The organism is Chengkuizengella marina (assembly GCF_009910845.1).
GTDB classification, from domain to species: domain Bacteria; phylum Bacillota; class Bacilli; order Paenibacillales; family KCTC-33759; genus Chengkuizengella; species Chengkuizengella marina.
Genome location: NZ_SIJB01000027.1, coordinates 156178 through 173007, shown reverse-complemented (window position 1 = coordinate 173007; position 16830 = coordinate 156178). Strand labels below are relative to the sequence as shown.

Here is a 16830-nt window from a genome sequence, read left to right as displayed (position 1 = left end):
AAAAGATGAAGTGGTAGGTCTAATGATGGAACGTTCCTTGGAGATGGTCATCGGAATATTAGGCATCTTAAAAGCAGGAGGAGCTTTTTTACCAATTGATCCTCATTACCCAGAAGAAAGAAAAAATTATATGTTGCAAAATAGTGAAATGAACATCATGGTAACCGATAAAGAGTGGATTGAAAGTGTTTCTTTTGATGGTCATATCATTATTATGAATGATCCAAGCCTTGAACTTGAGGAGACAATTAATTTAGGTTTACCATCAAGTGGAGATGATTTACTCTATGTTATTTACACCTCAGGTTCAACAGGTCAACCCAAAGGGGTCATGTTAGAACATCGAACATTAGTGAACTTAGTCTATTATGAATTGGATCATACACAAATACCATTTAATAGTAAAGTGCTGCAATACGCTACATTAAGTTTTGACGCATGTTATCAGGAAATGTTCTCAACTTTACTAGCAGGGGGAGAACTATATATAGTTGGGGAAGAAATGAAAAAAGATACGGATTTACTGTTTAACTTTATTCTTGAAGAACAAGTAAATGTTGTAATACTACCTACAGCCTTGTTGAAGTTTATCTCATCAGATTCAGATATTTTGACTCAATTGCCTGCATCTGTTTCACATGTCATTACCGCTGGAGAGCAACTATTAATATCGGATGAGTTAAAAATGCATCTAGGACAACATTCTGTTGTAGTTCATAATCATTATGGTCCGGCTGAGACACATGTGGTGACAGCCTATACGATCACAGGTGAGAATGTCTCATCTGTTCCACCGATCGGAAAAGGAATATCCAACACAGAGTTGATGATTATGGATGAATATCACAACTTACAACCGGTTGGAATCATTGGAGATTTGTATATTGCCGGAGATTCCCTAGCAAGAGGGTATCTGAATCGACCTGATCTTACAGCTGAAAGATTCGTAAAGCATCCATTTACGAGAGGAAAGAGAATGTACAAAACGGGGGATCTAGCAAGATGGTTGCCGGATGGTAATATTGAATACATGGGCCGTATGGATCATCAAGTGAAAATACGTGGATACCGTGTTGAATTAGGAGAAGTTGAAGCCCATTTCTTAAGCCATGAGCAAATCAAAGAAGTCATTGTGATTGTAAAAGAAGAGGATACGCAGGGAAGTAAATTCTTATGTGCATACTATGTGGCATCGAATGATTTAAAACCAAAAGAAGTAAGAGGGTATTTATTAAACTCTTTTCCAGAGTATATGGTTCCATCCTTCTTGGTACAATTAGATTACATGCCTTTAACAAAAAATGGAAAAGTAGATCGACATGCTTTACCTGATCCAGAACAAACCCATTCAAGTGTAGAGCATACTGCACCAAGAACGGAAATAGAGAGGCAGCTTGTTGGTTTATGGAAAGAAGTGCTGGGAATTGATTCAATCGGTGTTCAGGACAATTTCTTTGAATTCGGAGGACATTCATTAAAAGCGATGTACTTAGTCTCTAAGATTCAAAGGGAAATGCAAGTTACCGTGACTTTGAAAGATATATTTGCATATCCAACTATTGAGCAATTAACGAAACAGTTTCAGCAGTTAAAACAAAGGAAGCACAGTTCGATTCCACAGGCCAAAATAAAAGAGCTGTACCCAGTTTCTTCTGCTCAAAAAAGGTTGTATGTATTACAACAGTTAGAAGGTGCTGAAATAAGTTATAATATGCCTTCGGTGTTGACAGTTAAAGGAGAGTTTGATCGAGTACGATTTGAAAAAGCAATTAAAGCTTTGATTTCTCGCCATGAAAGTTTGAGAACTTCTTTTGAAATGGTAGAAGAAGAACCTGCTCAACGTATTCATTCAGAAATAGAGTTTGAGGTTCGTTATGATAAAAAAGAGAAATACGAATTAGAATCACTGGTATCAAGTTTTATAAAGCCTTTTGACTTAAGTCAGGCACCCTTATTGAGAGTGAATTTAATAGAAATAACTCAAGATGAGCACCTAGTGTTCTTAGATATGCATCATATCATTTCCGATGGTGTGTCTATGAATATTTTCATTCAAGATTTTATTCAGCTTTATGAAGGAAACAAATTGGCTGATCTACGGATTCAATATAAAGATGTTGCAGAGTGGCAGCAGGGTCTGCAAGCAACGGAAGAGATGCAAAAACAAGAGCAGTACTGGTTAGCACAATTTGAAGGTGATATCCCTGTATTGGAATTACCAACAGATTACCCTCGACCTGCGATGCAAAGCTTCGAAGGAGAGACGTTTGAATTTTATTGGAATAAGAATTTAACTCAAAAAATAAATAAGTTGGCGCAAGAAACGAACACAACGCTTTATATGGTGTTGCTAGCAGCTTATATGACTTTGTTATCCAAATATGCAGGACAAGAAGATATTATTGTCGGTTCACCTGTGGCTGGGAGAAATCATGCGGATGTTGAGTCTATAATAGGAATGTTTGTAAATACGGTAGCAATACGAAACGTACCTAAAGGGTATAAAACGTTTCAATCTTTCTTAGCAGAAGTCAAAGAAACGACGTTACAGGCGATGGAAAACGAGAGTTATCCGTTAGAAGAATTGATTGACAAGCTAAACTTAACAAGAGATACAAGTCGAAATCCATTGTTCAGTGTGTTATTTAATGTATTGAATGTAGAGATGCAGGAAATAACCATAGAAAATCTAAGTTTTGGGCCGTATCCAATAGAAAATAGGATTTCTAAATTTGACCTTACACTTACAGCAACTGAAAGTAACGGGGAGCTCATCTTGAGTATAGATTATTGTACGAAACTATTTAAGAAAGAAACGATTGAACGAATGATTACGCATTTGAGATATTTGATAGAGAAGATAGTAGAGCAGCCAGAAATGACTTTACGTGAGTTAAATATCTTGTCTGAGTCAGAAAAACATCAATTGTTAGTGGAGTTCAATGATACAGAAGTTCATTATCCAAAACATAATATGATCCATCGATGGATAGAGGAACAAGTGAAAAAGACGCCGCATTCCTTAGCAGGCCAATATGAAGATGAAAGTATAAATTACTTGGAATTAAATGAAAAAGCAAACGGTTTAGCGAAGACATTACAATCCTACGATGTAGGTAAGGGTTCCTTTGTTCCTATACTTATGGATCGAAGTATAGAGCTTTTAATTTCATTGTTTGCAGTGATGAAGACAGGTGCAGCTTTTGTTCCTTTGGATATGAATTGGCCAATTGAGAGAAGCAGTCATATTCTTAATGAATTAAAAAGTAAGGTTTTATTATTGAATAAAGAGTCATATTTACAACAAGAGCATTTTGATGTGCCTTGTATACTTGTTGATCAGAATAAATTATGTGAGGAACCTGTGAATCCAGATTTCAATATGCATCCAGATGATATCATTTATGTGATTTATACTTCTGGTTCGACTGGGAAACCAAAAGGGGTGAAGGTTCCGCATAAAGGAATTACGAATCGGTTTAGTTGGATGAATGATTACTTTGAGCAGTCGTCCTCACAATCTGTATTACAAACAACAAATCATGTATATGACAGTGCTGTGTGGCAGTTGTTCTGGCCGTTGATCAATGGTGGGAAAACGGTAATGCCATCTAAATCTATGAATTTGACTGCAGAAGATGTTTCCTCAACGATTGAGAAGTATGGAGTAACATTAACAGATTTTGTACCATCTGTATTTAACATGATTGTAGAACAGTTAGAGCACAATGAGAGTCTTCATCATAAGTTATCTTCATTAAAAAGTATCATTATTGGAGGGGAAGAAATTACTTCTTCAACCATTTATACTTTTCAAAAAAGGTTTGGCACGATCCAAATCTCTAATTTATACGGTCCAACTGAAGCAAGTATCGGGTGCATCTATTACCAAGTGACAGGATTAGAAGGAAACAAAATCCCAATTGGTCAACCTATCTCAAATACACATATCTCTATACTGGATAAACATCAGAATTTGGTCCCTATTGGTGTTCCAGGTGAAATTTATATCTCAGGTGAATGTTTAGCAGAAGGTTATTTAAATGATCTGGAAAAAACGAAAAAATCTTTTGTAAATCATCCTCTTAAACAAAAACAAGGTGTTAAAGCATATAAAACAGGAGACTTAGCTCGGTGGTTATTTGATGGTAATATCGAATTTTTAGGTCGTATAGATCACCAAGTGAAAATAAGAGGTTATAGAATTGAACTTGGAGAGATAGAAAGTCATCTACTTACCTATCCAGCGATTCAAGAAGTCGCTGTTATAGTTCGAGAACAGAAAAATGGTGAAAAAATAATATGCGGGTATTTTGTTTCGGATCAAGAACTGGATATATCTGAAGTGAAGACTTATTTAGTACAAAAATTGCCAAACTATATGATTCCTTCGTATTTTATACAACTAGAAAAACTTCCACTCACTGCAAATGGGAAGCTGAATCGAAATGCATTACCTGAACCAGAAGGAAACCATTCAGGTGTACAGTATGTTGCCGCAAGAAATGATATTGAGATTCAGTTGGTTTATCTATGGGAAGAAGTGCTTGGAGTAGATTCGATCGGTATTCAAGAACATTTCTTTGAATTAGGAGGACATTCATTAAAAGCAATGTCTTTGATAGCTAAATTGCAAAATGAAATGAAGGTACCGATGACCTTACGTGACATATTTTCATACCCAACGATTGAACAGCTTGCGAAAAGAATAGAAAACTTAATGGAAAATGACAATTTTATAGCTGAAAAACCTAGAACGGAAGTATTTACGTTAGAAGTAGAAGGGCGAAATCTACAAATCTATTTACCTGATTCCTATGCTTCAACTAATAAAAGATATCCAGTCGTTTATATGCACGATGGACAGAGCGTGTTTGCTGACACCGTGGAATCCATAGGCTGGAAAGTAGATCAAACACTGAAGGAATTAACCGAAAGAGGGCTTGTCGAGGAAATGATCGTTGTAGGGATTTATAACGGCAACGAACATCGTGCCAAAGAATATATACCATACAATGATAGATTTTTAAATACGGATGGCTCAAAGGCTAAAGCATATGCTGAGTTTTTAATCAACACGATAATTCCTTGTATAGATGAACAATTTAGAACGATTCCTACCAAAGAAAATAGAGCCATCATAGGTTCGTCTTTAGGCGCTGTTCATGCCTTATGGTCAGCCTATACACATCCTGATGTATTTTCTATGGTTGGAGCCCTATCTCCTTCTTTGTGGGTAGGTGAGCGAGCGATTTACGAAGATCTTAAGAATAAAGCAAAACCAGAACTAAAAATATGGTTTGATATGGGGAATGTAGAAGAGCCTTATGAGGCACATTACATTGATCAGTTAGAAAAACAAGGTTTTATCTATGGAAGAGATTTATTTTATTACTTAGAAGAGGGTGCATTACACAATGAATTGGCTTGGGAAAAGAGAGTGAAAAACGCCTTGATTTTATTTAAGGGTCAAAAACCACCAACGATAGCTGTAAAAATGGATCTGAAAGTTAATTTTATAAAAGGTTTTATTAATCATTATCTAACCCATTCACAATTAGAAGAAGAGGGGATCGTGGAAATCAATCCGATCATAGAAATGGATAACGGTATGGTCTTTTCAGGAAGACATTTAGCGATCTACAACGTTTTGAACAAAGATAAAGGTTTTGTTGATTCTAAAGGTTTTGTGACATTTAAAACAGGAGAAAACCTGATAGTTCAAGTGAAATTTGGAGAACTAGAATCAGAGATTGAAGTGAATTATCAAAATGATCACAATGAATAGGGGTAAAACAAATGAACTTATATCAAGATCTTTATCAATTTTTTAAAAATGAAAATCATGTTAGTCAAAAGTTAAATATTCTATTGGATCATAGTAAGGATCAATCATCATACCACCCTTCTCATTTACCAGAGGTTGTAGTCTTTCCGGAAAATAAGGTTGATGTTATAAAAATATTAAAATATGCAAATGAAAATAAAATACCTGTTGTCCCCTTTGGTTTGGGTACCAGTGTAGAAGGCCAGGTAATTCCTATAGAAGGTGGGATATCTATGAATATGACAAGAATGAATAAAATCACTGAATTACAACCTGATAATTTTCTTGTCAAAGTAGAGCCTGGGGTAACTAGAGTTCAATTAAATGATTCTTTAAAAGAACATCTTTTACATTTCCCAATAGATCCAGCAATAGATGCTTCCATTGGTGGAATGGTCTCTACTAATGCAAGTGGTACAAATAGTGTCAGGTATGGATCTATGAAAGATCAAGTATTAGGAATGCAAATTATTTTAGCAAATGGTGAAGAGTTGAACGTAGGGGGGCAGTATCTTAAATCTTCTTCTGGATATAATCTAACAAATCTATTTGTAGGTTCTGAAGCTACGCTGGGGGTTTTTACCGAGATCACTTTACGTGTTTATAATATCCCTAAATATAAACTAACAGCATTGGTGGAGTTTACAGATTTAATTTCAGCATCGAATGCAGTAGTGAATATGAAAAAAAGAGATTTATCGATTGAAAGGGTTGAATTGATAGATGAAAGGACGATTGAAGCGATCAATCGATACAAATCAAGAAACTTTTCAATTGCCCCCTATTTATTTCTGGAGTTGGGTGGAAACGAAGACATAGTTCATCATGATTATGAGCTTGCAAAAGAGATTTTGATTGAAGAAGGTTGTTTAAATATTCAATTAGCTACGAATGATTTAGAAAGGGAGAATTTATGGGAGATTAGGCACGAAGTAGCCTTTGCAATCAAATCATTGAATCCTGAAAAAAAACTGATGACAACAGATGTGTGTGTACCATTAACTGTTTTGCCAAATGCAATTAAAGAAACAAGAAAGATCATGGATCATTCTAATATTGAATGTGCGATTTTAGGTCATGTGGGTGATGGAAACTTTCATGCCGTTTTTTCAGTAGATCCAGAAAATAAGAGTGAAGTGGGCCTCTATAAAAAAATAAATGAACAAATTGTTGATTATGCATTGAAAAATGGAGGAACTTGTAGTGGAGAACATGGTATTGGCCTTGGGAAGATTGAATATATGTACAAACAACATGGAAATTCAGTATCATACATGCGACAAATAAAGTCACTTTTTGATCCTAATAATATTATGAATCCTAGTAAAATTTTTAAAAAATAAGGAGAGCGATCAGTATGAGAGAAAATATGATATCAATTATAAATAAGCTCAATAAACAAGAGATAGAAGATATTGATTATATAGAGCTTTATGTAGGTAATGCAAAACAATCTGCTTATTTTTATAGTAGAATTTTAGGTTTGAAAATCGTAGCATATAGTGGTTTAGAAACAGGGGATCGTGATCGTACATCCTATGTATTAAAAAAAGGAAATACTTGCATTGTAGTAAGCAGCTCACATTTTAATGAACATCCTATTTCACAATTTGTTAAAAAAAGAGGAGATGGAGTAAAAGATATCGCATTTCGTGTAAATGATGTAGATGAAATATATGAAAATGCAGTGTCTAATGGAGCAAGAAGTATTCAACCCCCTTATGAAGAAAGCGATAAATATGGCACTGTAAAAAAAGCGATTGTTGGAACTTTGGGTGATCTCACTCATACAATTGTAGAAAAAAAAGATTATAGAGGAGTATTTTTCCCAGGTTATAAATCAATAGACAATGGTAGTTTCCAAGAGAATAATGGTATTTCTCGCATTGACCATCTAGCCATCTGTGTAGATAACATGCCTGCGTGGGTAAGTTTTTATGATAATGTCTTTGGTTTTAAACTACTTAAAGCATTTAAAAAAGATGAGGTTAGTTCCTCCAATTCTGCACTGATGACAAAAGTGATGCAGAATGGTACGGAACAGGTTAAACTCCCGATTGTGGAGCCAGCAGAAGGAGATAAAAAATCTCAAATAGAAGAATTTTTAGAATACAATAAAGGACCTGGTATTCAACATATTGCCTTACTTACAGATGATATTCTGGAAACGGTTAAAAAAATGAATGAAAACGGGATAGATTTTTTATATACACCTGAAACTTATTATCAAATGCTTCCAAAACGAGTTGGAAAAATTGATGAATCCATAGAAGAATTACAAAAATATAAAATTTTAGTGGATAAAGATGATGAAGGATATCTGCTTCAAATTTTTGCACAACCTATACAAGATAGACCTACATTATTTTTTGAAGTCATTCAACGTAAAGGCTCACGTGGATTTGGCAATGGGAATATAAAGGCACTTTTTGAAGCAGTAGAGAGAGAACAAGAAAAGCGAGGCAATTTATAACGTTTAGGGAGGAAGATATAATGAGTGATTGGATTTTTATGAATGGAACTTATGTACATAGGGAGGATGCTAAAGTTTCCGTATTTGATAGAGGATATTTATTCGGAGATGGGGTGTTTGAAGGAATAAGAGCCTACAATGGAAATGTTTTTAAACTAAAAGAACATATTGGACGCTTATTTGATTCAGCGCATTCCTTATTAATAAGTATACCCTACACACATGATGAAATTAAAAATATTGTAATTGAGACTTTAAAGAAAAATCATTTAGATACAGCGTATATACGAATAATTGTGTCTAGAGGAGTAGGGGATCGTTATAACTTAGATCCATTTGTTTGTATGAATCCACAATTGATTGTTATAACAGAGAAATTCAATGCTTTTTCTAGTGAATTTTATGATAATGGAGTGGAAGTGCTTACAGTACCAACTAGGAGGAATCGTGCAGATACTTTACCACCACAAGTAAAGTCTTTAAATTATTTAAATAATATATTAGTAAAAATAGAGGCAAAACTTGCTGGAATGCAAGATGGTTTGATCTTAAATACAGAAGGATATGTTGCTGAAAGTACAACTCAAAATTTATTTATTTATAAAAATGACAAGTTAATCACCCCCCCATGTTCTCAAGGTGCTTTAGAAGGAATTACTCGAAATACTGTGATTGATCTAGCAAGAGAATACGGATATAACGTTGAAGAGGGGTTAATCACTAGATACGATGTATATACTGCCGAAGAAGTTTTTATGACTGGAACGGCTGCGGAAATCATTTCGGTAGTTAAAGTAGACGGAAGAGTAATAGGTTTAGGTAAGCCTGGAAAACATGCTACTAAATTATTTGAAAATTTCAAAAAATATGTTGTAATTGAAGGAGAAAAAATAGAGTAAATCCTTTTGAAAACACTTTATCCATCATTATGCTGGACATAATTTGAAATTGTTAAAATCAATTAAATTTAATAGAAAAAGGACTGTCTCAAAATTTAATTCTGAGACAGTCCGAATGGTTTTTTTAGATTACTAGCACAATTTAAGTTATGTAAGTGATGTTTATTATCTTTGAGGGTTATTTATAAATAAATGACTTTTAACAGCCTCTATTGTTTTTTCTATATTTTCTTGGATAAAGAAATGTCCTCCATTTATGAAATGGTAGGTTGAGGGCAAATCAGTAAGTTCATCCCATTCCTTAATAATATCTATGTATTTATCTTGCAACCCATACAATACCACTGTTTTACAATTAATTTTATTTTGTTTTTCCTTATATTGATATGTTTCTACAATTTTATAATCCTCTCTAATAATAGGAACAAAGAGCTCTGCTAATTGTCTATTATCAAAAATTTCCTCAGAAGTTCCGCCTAGATCAAGCACTTCTCTTTTAAATTCATCATTTGGTAATAAATGAACTTGTTGTTTGTCCGTTTTTTTAGAATGTGGGGCTGAGCTTCCTGAAAAGAAGATCATTTCTGGTTCATTATGATTCAGATTTATTAACTTATAATACAATTCATAAGCAATTTTGCTTCCCATACTATGTCCAAATAGAGCGTATGGTGTAGAGTCTATCTGTTTACTTATCCATTTATAAACATCCTCGACAGCTTCATTTAAATTGTCGTATAAAGGTTCTCCCATTCTAGTTCCTCTACCAGCTAATTCAATTGGAACGATTTCAATAGATTGGTTATTAAAGTATCTTTTCCATTTGTTATATATAGCAGAGCTGCCACCTGCGTATGGAAAACAGAATAATTTCATCATGATTAAATCACCTCATCCATATATTTTAAAGCATATCGTATTTATTTTCCAACTTTTTAGATATAATAAAATGATATGAAACTTAAGATATGAGGTATAAAGAATGGAAATTATTGCTGTGAAAGTAGATTCAGAGATTGAACATAGTTTATATATTGATTTATTAAAAAATCTAACTAAAGAAAAACAAAATAAATTAAATAAATTTAGAAATAAAAAGGATGCTTATCGGTCATTATTAGGTGAAATTTTAATTCGAACTGAAATTATGAATTTAACACATATTAAAAACCATGAAATCGTATTTGAAAAAAATAGCTACGGCAAGCCAAAAGTAATGAAAATTCCACAACTTCATTTTAATGTTTCGCACTCAGGTGATTGGGTGACTTGTGCAATCGATCGTTCAATTATTGGTATTGACGTAGAGCTAATTGCTTCAATCGACTATGGAATCGCTGATCGTTTTTTTTCAAAACAGGAAGTAGTGGATTTATTAACAAAAGAAGAACCTCAAAAATTAAATTATTTTTTTGATTTGTGGACTTTAAAAGAAAGTTATATTAAAACAGATGGCAGAGGTTTATCTATCCCTCTTGATTCATTTAGTATTCGTAAAACGAATGAAGTCATACAGCTTACTACAGAAAACCCTTTAAAAGGAGTATTTTTTAAACAATATGAAATAGATGATTTGTACAAATGCTCAGTATGTGCATTAAACAATCAATTTCCACCTATACCACGCGTACAATCTTTAATAGACACGTGTAATATATTTTTGAATCATATAAATCGTATTCATTGAAAATTGTGATTTACACATTTTTTGTTTAAGAATAATAACTTCATTATTCATTGAATTAATCATATTATTCCTATTTTTATCATATTCTTTTCATATACAATGTTTGGACAAGGAGGGAATATGTTTTGGATAAAGCAAGATTAACCTATCGCTTTGACAAGGAAGGAAATCAAATAAATAAGAAAAATGAAACTCAAAAAGAGATTATATCCTTAAATAAAAATGAGTTTAAGGTGTTAGAGAAATCAGATAAAACAGAGACTATAGATGAACTTTCTGATTCTATCCTAGATTCACAGCCATTAAATCAATTTACAACGGATTATGGTGCATGGAGCAGCCCATTTGATGCTGAAACTGCTAGATTAGAACAGCTTATACGTGAAACAGATACGTATCAAGATCAAGATAATAATAATGGTTTTAATAATAAACATCGTGGTAAAGATCGTGAAGATGACTTATTGGAAAGATTTGATTCACATCCTAAATACTCAAATGAATATCAAAAAAACCCATATCAAAATAGAAACCACTATGGGTATTTCAAAAAAACAAAGAGACCTTGGTTTAAAATCATCACCTCTTTCACGGGAGCTATTATTGTAGGAATTGCATTTGGGTTTTTTGTATTATCTTTTTTCTCTGAAAATCCACAATCGGCTAGTGAATTAAATCAATCACAAATCGACTCTACCTCACCCACAGAATCTGATGAAGTAATTGAAAATGAGAATAATAACATGTCTAGTCCTCAGCCAGTAGTAAATTTAAATGGAACAATTTCATTAAATTTACCACTTCAATCTTATTATATGCTTCAAAATGGTGTGTTCAGTAGTTTGGAAGGAGCAGAGGAAGCAATAGCTGGCTTATCAAACAATGGATTCGCTGCTGTAAGTGAATTAAACGATAACTACTATGTTTTTGCAGGAATGACAACAAATCGAGATGATGCACTATTACTGAGTTATAAATTACAGCAGGAAGATTTAGAAGTTTATATTAAATCATATGAAATACCTTCAATACAACAAATGAAATGGAATAATGGGAATGATGCAGAGCTTGTCCAATCTTATTTTTCTCAAGGATCAAATCTTGTTCATACGATTAGTGAGTTAACTTTAATACATTTAAAGGATCAATCTTTTTCGCCCTTTGAAAATAGCTCTCTCGAGACGATTAAAGGCCTCCATCAAACTTGGGCAGGATTAATCCCACAAATGAATAACGGATTTCCAGAAGAAGTTAAATCTACGTTTGAAAAAATGAATAGTGCATTAAGTACTGCTATGATTTCTTTAGAGGACTATCAGAAAAATCCATCCTCTTCATTACTTTGGCAGACCCAAACTGCTTTAATGCAATATACAATTTTGCAAAAGGATCTACTACAAAGGATATCTGTATCTCTTTAATTTTTCTCTCCTAAGTGAAAACTTATTTAAATAAAATCAAAAAATAAGCTCGCCATCGGCGAGCTTTTATTAGTACAAAAATCTATCTACCATAACAGCTAATTCAGCACGAGTCATATTACGTTCAGGTCCAAAGGTGCTTTCGGTTATTCCATTTAAAAGAGAAAGTTCCTTTAACAGATAAATAGACTCAGCGTACCACTTTTCCTCGGATACATCTTCATATGAAAACGTTTCTTCAGTTGCTGTCATTTCATTTTCATTCCATATACGATTAAATATGACCGAAACCTCAGCTCTTGAAATGGGTTCATTCGGTCGAATTGTTTCATCTGGATACCCTAGAATGTATCCTTTATTCACTGCTTCTTGAATGATTTCAAAAGCCCAATGATCAGTGGATAGGTCTTTAAAGTCATTTGTTTCTATTTTTGTTTGTTTATTAGAATCAAACTTACTTGATAAAACTGAAGTTGATTCTTTTTCATTGGTTTCATTTAAATCTGTGTTTGAATTATTTTGCTCATGATTACGATTGTCTTGATCTGATAAGTCATTTTCTTGAGTTGATTCTGTCTCTTCTTCTGAAATAGGAGTGTTTTGATCATCGCTCAAATTATCAAGTGGTTCATGTGTTTCTTGCTCATTTTCAGGAGATTTGTCACTTGTAAAGTAAAAAATACGATCCATCATCGCTAAAAATTCCGCTCTGGTTAATGATCTATTTGGCTCATAACTATTGTTATATCCATAGATTAGATCATTATCCTGAAGTCGAATGATAGAAGTTATCGCCCAGTGATCCAAAGCATCCCAAAAAGTAATAGGTACAAATGTTTCAACACCGTTAGCAATCCCTATGGCCATTTTTTGTCTTTCACTTTCTTCAAATAATTTAGCAGCATCTTCTTCATTACTTAAAAAAGCTGTTTCTACTAAAATACTTGGAATTGAGCCCATGCGAGCGACATAAACAGCTTTGGACATTAAACCGAGGTCTTTCGTCCCGGCTTCGCCTATCAGTTCATTTAGTACGGATTGTGCCAGTGTCCTACTATAGGGTGTTAAAGTAGACATAGCTTTACTAGCAGGGTAATCCTCATCTGGATATTGATTATTATAGTAGATTACCAGGCTGCCTTTAACGGAAGGATCGTGATGAGCATTTGCATGAATTGATACAAATAAATCTGCATTTTGTTGATTTGTAAATTTAACTCTGTCTTGCAAACTTATGTATATATCACTTTCCCTGGTTAAAATAACTTCATGCCCACGTTCTTCTAAAATATTTCGTACTTTTAATGAGATGTCTAGATTAACATCCTTTTCCTTCAATCCATTAACACCCAAAGCACCAGGATCTTTCCCACCATGTCCTGCATCTATGACCACTTTCAAAGCTTGAGCATAATTTGGAAAAACCACAAAAAGAATCATCAAGAAAATAATAGTGTGTTTACATTTTTCCATCAAGCTAAATTCCTCCCTATTTTATATTCTAATAGGAAAAGAGTGGAATGTAAAAAGGTAAAATAAGGAATGTAAAGTTTTTTTTCATAGATTGTGTTAATTACTCTTAACTCGTATAATAGAATAGAGAAGAAGATAAATAGAATCATAGATAAAAGTGCAAGTTACAAGTTTTGGAGGTAGGAGTGTGGTGAAAAAAAATAGTTTTGTTTTAATTATTTTTTTGTTGATAGGATTGTTAACTGGGTCAATTATTGCTCAACTTTTAGAACCCGTGCCTGCATTATTCTTTTTAACTAAATCCTCACAAATCACATGGGAACCTTCAGCAAATTTAGGTTTTTTATCATATGATTTAAATTTCCAGGTTAAACTAAATATTGCAAACATCTTGGGATTAACCTTAGCTTTTTGGTTATATCGTAAATTATGATGTTTGAAGGGGATTAAAAATTTTGAAAAATTCACAACTAATCTTAGCCTCTTCTTCACCTCGAAGACAACAATTGATTCGTTCTTTGAACTTACCCTACACAATATGTGTGAATGATGTTGATGAAACGCTAACTGAGAAATTAACACCTGTTGAAATAGTGGAAGTTTTATCTACAAAAAAAGCAGCAGCTGTGTTTGAAAAAATACAATCTAAGAATAAACATGGAATTATTATTGGAGCAGATACAATTGTTGTAAAAGATGAACAAATATTTGGGAAACCGAAAGATAAAAACGATGCGATTTCAATGTTACTTCAGCTTCAAGGCACCAAACATGAAGTATATAGTGGTATAACTTGCATAGATTCAGACTCAGGGAAAAGAATTGTTGAATCTCAAAAGACGATAGTACATATGAAGTCTCTACAGATAGAACAGATTGAACGTTATGTTAATACTGGGGAACCTATGGATAAAGCTGGTGCGTATGCGATACAAGGTCTTGGTGCAACCATAGTGGATTCTATAGAGGGGTCATATTTTAATGTGGTTGGTTTATCCCTTTCCTTGCTAAGTGATATGTTAGGTGAGTTTGGAATTGAAGTAATATAATTTAAAAGAAATTGTACAAATCAAGTTCTGTTATGGAGGTGCGAATTCGTTTTTTGTATGCATATCCCTCACGACATGTACATTTTTATATAGAAATTTCAGTGTGTATTAATAAAAATGTCTAAAAGGGAGGGCTTAGGATATGTCACATTTGTCACAAATTCTGAGTGACGTACCAGAAAATGATAGACCTCGTGAACGCATGCTTCAATACGGAGCACACGTTTTAACTGATTCAGAGATCATAGCCATACTGTTAAGAACAGGTTCTTATGATGAATCTGCAATAACACTAGCTCAAAAATTGCTAAAAAAACTTGGAGGATTACGTCAATTAGTTGATGCAAGTACAGAGCAATTCATTGAAATGAAAGGGATAGGTCCAGCAAAAGCTTTACAAATTCAAGCTGGAATTGAACTGGGCAGAAGATTAGCAAAAAGCAAATTAGAACATTATATTACCATTAAATCTCCAGGAGACGCTGCAAAATATATAATGGAAGATTTACGATACTTAAAGAAGGAACACTTTATTTGTTTGTTTTTAAACACAAAGAATCAGCTAATTGCACAAGAAACACTTTCCATGGGTAGTTTAAATGCATCCATCGTTCACCCAAGAGAAGTTTTCCGTGCAGCTATCAAAAGAAGCAGTGCATCCATTATTTGTGTTCACAATCACCCAAGTGGTGATCCAACCCCTAGTCCAGAGGATATTGAAATAACAAATCGGTTATTAGAAGCTGGGCAGGTGATCGGAATAGAGGTTCTTGATCATCTAATTATTGGTGATCAAAGTTTTATTAGTTTGAAAGAAAGAGGACTTATGTAATACAATGATATAAGTTTCAAATAAATTCATTTTCGTTTATTATAAACAAAACTAGAAAATTTATGATAATTCATTGAGTAATTGGAAATTAGGAAGGGGATTTTTGGCATGTTTGGCAGCTTTGTTAAAGACTTAGGGATTGATTTGGGTACAGCAAATACACTTGTTTATTTAAAGGGGAAGGGGATTGTTGTAAGGGAACCTTCTGTTGTTGCTGTACATACGGAATCTAAAACGATTGTTGAAGTTGGGGACGCAGCAAAAAAAATGCTAGGTAGAACACCTGGAAGTATTAAAGCAGAACGCCCAATGAAAGATGGAGTCATTGCTGATTTTGAAACGACTGCTGCAATGATTAAAGCATTTATGAAGAGAGCTCAAAAACAAAGGTTTTTGTTTCCTAAACACCCTAATGTCATGATTTGTGTTCCATCAGGAGTAACAGCAGTTGAAAAAAGAGCAGTAGAAGATGCAGCACGTCAAGCCGGTGCAAAAGACGCATATACAATTGAGGAACCATTTGCAGCAGCAATTGGTGCAGATTTACCAGTGTGGGAACCAACAGGCAGTATGGTTGTAGATATTGGCGGTGGAACAACTGAAGTAGCCGTAATCTCCCTAGGTGGAATTGTAACCGATCGTTCAGTTAGAGTAGCTGGGGATGAGATGGATGATTCCATAACACAATATATTAAAAGAAAATATAATTTAATGATAGGTGAAAGAACAGCCGAGGCTATTAAGGTGGAGATTGGATCTGCAACTGAAGCAGAAAAATCTGAATCAATGGAGATACGTGGACGTGATTTGATTACAGGTTTGCCTAAAACAATAGAGATTTCAGCAAATGAAGTTACAAAAGCTTTGAAGGACACCGTTGACAAAATAATCGATGCAGTAAAAGGAACATTAGAAAAATGCCCTCCTGAGCTTGCAGCAGATATAATGGATCGTGGTATTATATTAACTGGTGGTGGCGGTTTGTTGAGGAATTTAGACAAGAAATTAACTCAGGAAACAGGTATGCCAGTGATTGTGGCTGATAACCCTCTTGATTGTGTTGCTATTGGTACGGGTAGAGCTTTAGAGGAAATACATTTATTTAGTAGAGATAAAAAAAATAAAAGTCGCAATAAAAGATAATTGTTGAATGAATAGAAGGTGTTCGT

Annotated in this window: 12 protein-coding genes; 10 read left to right on the top strand and 2 right to left on the bottom strand. The window is 33.8% G+C overall.

Features of this window, described 5'->3' with window-relative positions:
• Nucleotides 1–10: 10 nt before the first annotated feature.
• Genes ERL59_RS12685 through ilvE form a run of 4 tightly spaced genes read left to right on the top strand, consistent with a single transcriptional unit; the run spans nt 11 to nt 9199 of the window.
• A complete protein-coding gene (locus ERL59_RS12685) occupies nt 11–5788 on the top strand; it encodes a non-ribosomal peptide synthetase (protein ID WP_328699948.1) in 5778 nt (1925 codons plus the stop codon).
• A gap of 11 nt (nt 5789–5799) precedes the next feature.
• Nucleotides 5800–7170: an FAD-binding oxidoreductase gene (locus ERL59_RS12680; RefSeq protein WP_160646590.1), complete on the top strand. Its 1371-nt coding sequence runs from the start codon at nt 5800–5802 to the stop codon at nt 7168–7170.
• 14 nt (nt 7171–7184) lie between these two features.
• On the top strand, nt 7185–8300 hold the full coding sequence (gene hppD, locus ERL59_RS12675) for a 4-hydroxyphenylpyruvate dioxygenase (RefSeq protein ID WP_160646589.1): 1116 nt from the start codon (nt 7185–7187) through the stop codon (nt 8298–8300).
• A gap of 17 nt (nt 8301–8317) precedes the next feature.
• The gene (ilvE, locus tag ERL59_RS12670) at nt 8318–9199 is read left to right on the top strand and encodes a branched-chain-amino-acid transaminase (protein WP_160646601.1); all 882 of its coding nucleotides are present in this window, start codon (nt 8318–8320) and stop codon (nt 9197–9199) included.
• Nucleotides 9200–9364: 165 nt separating this feature from the next.
• Here ilvE and ERL59_RS12665 read toward each other — a convergent pair whose 3' ends face one another.
• A complete protein-coding gene (locus ERL59_RS12665; RefSeq protein ID WP_160646588.1) occupies nt 9365–10078 on the bottom strand; it encodes a thioesterase II family protein in 714 nt (237 codons plus the stop codon).
• Nucleotides 10079–10181: 103 nt separating this feature from the next.
• On the opposite strand from ERL59_RS12665, the gene ERL59_RS12660 reads away from it, so the two are divergent.
• Both ERL59_RS12660 and ERL59_RS12655 read left to right on the top strand, forming a co-directional pair.
• Nucleotides 10182–10886 (top strand): 4'-phosphopantetheinyl transferase family protein, encoded by a 705-nt coding sequence (locus ERL59_RS12660; protein ID WP_160646587.1) that lies wholly within the window; start codon nt 10182–10184, stop codon nt 10884–10886.
• A 125-nt stretch (nt 10887–11011) separates the two neighbouring features.
• Nucleotides 11012–12307: a hypothetical protein gene (locus tag ERL59_RS12655; RefSeq protein ID WP_160646586.1), complete on the top strand. Its 1296-nt coding sequence runs from the start codon at nt 11012–11014 to the stop codon at nt 12305–12307.
• A 69-nt stretch (nt 12308–12376) separates the two neighbouring features.
• Here ERL59_RS12655 and ERL59_RS12650 read toward each other — a convergent pair whose 3' ends face one another.
• On the bottom strand, nt 12377–13780 hold the full coding sequence (locus ERL59_RS12650; protein ID WP_160646585.1) for an N-acetylmuramoyl-L-alanine amidase: 1404 nt from the start codon (nt 13778–13780) through the stop codon (nt 12377–12379).
• A 190-nt stretch (nt 13781–13970) separates the two neighbouring features.
• Between ERL59_RS12650 and ERL59_RS12645 the strand changes: the two genes are divergently transcribed.
• From ERL59_RS12645 to ERL59_RS12630, 4 genes are all read left to right on the top strand, one after another.
• On the top strand, nt 13971–14213 hold the full coding sequence (locus ERL59_RS12645; protein ID WP_160646584.1) for a DUF4321 domain-containing protein: 243 nt from the start codon (nt 13971–13973) through the stop codon (nt 14211–14213).
• Nucleotides 14214–14235: 22 nt separating this feature from the next.
• Entirely contained in the window at nt 14236–14829 is a 594-nt protein-coding gene (locus ERL59_RS12640) for a Maf family protein (protein WP_201763550.1), read from the top strand.
• 142 nt (nt 14830–14971) lie between these two features.
• The gene (gene radC / locus ERL59_RS12635; RefSeq protein WP_160646583.1) at nt 14972–15661 is read left to right on the top strand and encodes a RadC family protein; all 690 of its coding nucleotides are present in this window, start codon (nt 14972–14974) and stop codon (nt 15659–15661) included.
• 108 nt (nt 15662–15769) lie between these two features.
• Nucleotides 15770–16804, top strand: a complete 1035-nt coding sequence (locus ERL59_RS12630; protein WP_160646582.1) for a rod shape-determining protein — start codon at nt 15770–15772, stop codon at nt 16802–16804.
• Nucleotides 16805–16830: the final 26 nt, after the last annotated feature.

Bases quoted from the DNA above. Each gene is read 5' to 3' on its own strand.
- ERL59_RS12665 (WP_160646588.1), bottom strand. From the start codon at position 10,078: ATGATGAAATTATTCTGTTTTCCATACGCAGGTGGCAGCTCTGCTATA.
- ERL59_RS12650 (WP_160646585.1), bottom strand. From the start codon at position 13,780: ATGGAAAAATGTAAACACACTATTATTTTCTTGATGATTCTTTTTGTG.
- radC (WP_160646583.1), top strand. From the start codon at position 14,972: ATGTCACATTTGTCACAAATTCTGAGTGACGTACCAGAAAATGATAGA.
- ERL59_RS12630 (WP_160646582.1), top strand. From the start codon at position 15,770: ATGTTTGGCAGCTTTGTTAAAGACTTAGGGATTGATTTGGGTACAGCA.
- hppD (WP_160646589.1), top strand. From the start codon at position 7,185: ATGAGAGAAAATATGATATCAATTATAAATAAGCTCAATAAACAAGAG.
- ERL59_RS12680 (WP_160646590.1), top strand. From the start codon at position 5,800: ATGAACTTATATCAAGATCTTTATCAATTTTTTAAAAATGAAAATCAT.
- ERL59_RS12660 (WP_160646587.1), top strand. From the start codon at position 10,182: ATGGAAATTATTGCTGTGAAAGTAGATTCAGAGATTGAACATAGTTTA.